The following is a 1,857-nucleotide window of genomic DNA, read 5'->3' as shown; positions in this document are numbered from 1 at the left end:
ACCGCACGAACCGACCCGCGAAACCCTCCACCGACACCCGGTCGAACAACGCCGAAGCGAACTCCACCTGACCCCGAAGACCACCACCCACGGTGGTCTCGATCTGCATCGCGAGATCGAACTTCGCGGTCCGCCAGGGCAGTTCGACGACCTCGGTGTCGATCCCGGGCAGGTTGAGCAGACCCTCGACGGACTCGTGCAGGGTGAAGGCGACCTGGAACAGCGGGGTGCGCGAGGTGTCGCGCTCGGGGCTCAGCTCGTCCACCAGCCGGGCGAACGGCACCTCCTGGTGGTCGAAGGCGTCGAGCACGGTCGTCCGCACGGAGTCCAGCAGCTCGGCGAACGACGGCTCGCCCGTCCACTGCTCGCGCAGCACCAGGGTGTTGACGCCGTACCCGATCATCCGGGCGAGCTCCGGGCGGTTGCGCTCGGAGACGACGGTGCCGACCGCGATGTCCTCCCGGCCGGTGTGCCGGGCGAGCGCCACGTCGAAGGCGGCCAGCAGCGTGGTGAAGAGGGTGACGCCCCGCTCCTTGGAGTAGGCGTCCAGCCGCTGGGCCAGCGCCGCGGGGACCTCCACCGGAACGGCCGCGCCGCGCCAGTCGCGCACGGCCGGCCGGGGCCGGTCGGCGGGCAGCTCCAGCGGCTCCAGCCCGGCCAGCCGCTCCCGCCAGTAGCCGAGCAGCCGGTCCAGTTCGTCCCCGGTGACCCGGTCCCGCTGCCAGGCCGCGAAGTCCGCGTACTGCACCGGCAGCGGAGCCAGCGGCGACGCCTGGCCGGCGGTGAACGCGCCGTACAGCGCGCCCAGTTCCTCCTCGAACACCCGGGTCGACCACGCGTCGCAGGCGATGTGGTGGAACACCACGACCAGCAGGTGGTCGTCTTCGGCGAGCCGGATCAGCGAGCCGCGCACCGGCCACTGCGCGGCCAGGTCGAAGGGCTCCGCCACGGCGGCCTCGGCCAGCTCGGTGGCGCGCGCCTCGCGCTCGTCGGCGGGCAGGCCGGTGAGGTCGGTCAGCGGGAGGTCGAGCGGCGCGGCCGGGTCGATCAGCTGGACGGGCCGGCCGTCCGCCAGGCCGTACCGGGTGCGCAGGACCTCGTGCCGGTCCAGCAGCTCCTGCCAGGACCGGTCCAGGGCCCCGCGGTCGAGCGGGCCGCGGAGCCGGCGCAGCAGCGGGACGAGGTACTCCGGGCTGGTCGGGTCCAGCCGGTGCAGGAACCAGAGCTGCTGCTGGCCGAAGGTGAGCGGCAGGGCGGCGGACCGGTCGGCCCGGGGGATGGCGGTGCGGCTGCTGCCCGCGCGGCCGGCGGCCCGGCGGCGCAGCAGCTCGGCCCGCAGCTGCTCGGTGCTGACGTCGTCGGCGGTGTCCTGGCGCCGGCTGTCCTGGCGCTGGCTGTCTGCGGCGCTCATGCTTTCGTCTCCTCGGCGTCCATGGTGCCGTTCGCGTTCACTGCGGAGTCGCCGGTCTGCGACAGCTCCGCCCTGAGCCTTGCCTCGACCTGGTCGGCCATCCGGGCCACGGTCGGCTGGTCGAACACCTGCCGTACCGGAAGGTCGATGTCGATCGCTTCCTGCACCTGGGACACCAGGCGCAGGGCCAGCAGCGAGTTGCCGCCGAGGTCGAAGAAGTTGTCGTGGGCGCCGACCCGCTCGATGCCCAGGACGTCCGCCCACACCGCCGCGACGAGCTCCTCCACCGGACCGTCGGGGGCGACGAACTCCCCGCCCAGGGCCAGGGCACGCCCGTCCGGGGCGGGCAGGGCGCGCTTGTCGAGCTTGCCGTTGGCGGTCAGCGGGAAGGCGTCGAGTTCCACGAAGGCCGCCGGCACCATGTACGGGGGCAGCTGCTCCGCCAC

The 1,857-nt window shown here is 73.7% G+C and carries 2 protein-coding genes; both read right to left on the bottom strand.

From position 1 onward, the window contains the following. Window positions 1-1,411: condensation domain-containing protein (locus tag ACZ7KX_RS42655; protein WP_470331337.1), on the bottom strand; the 1,411-nt coding region annotated here is incomplete at its 3' end. Continuing rightward, the coding region (locus ACZ7KX_RS42650) for a phosphopantetheine-binding protein (RefSeq protein WP_470331336.1) at window positions 1,408-1,857 on the bottom strand (450 nt) is incomplete at its 5' end. The genes ACZ7KX_RS42655 and ACZ7KX_RS42650, both read right to left, overlap by 4 nt.

The organism is Kitasatospora sp. NPDC038210 (assembly GCF_055600605.1).
The sequence above is the reverse complement of the archived record's forward strand: the minus strand, read 5'-3'. Positions and strand labels throughout refer to the sequence as shown.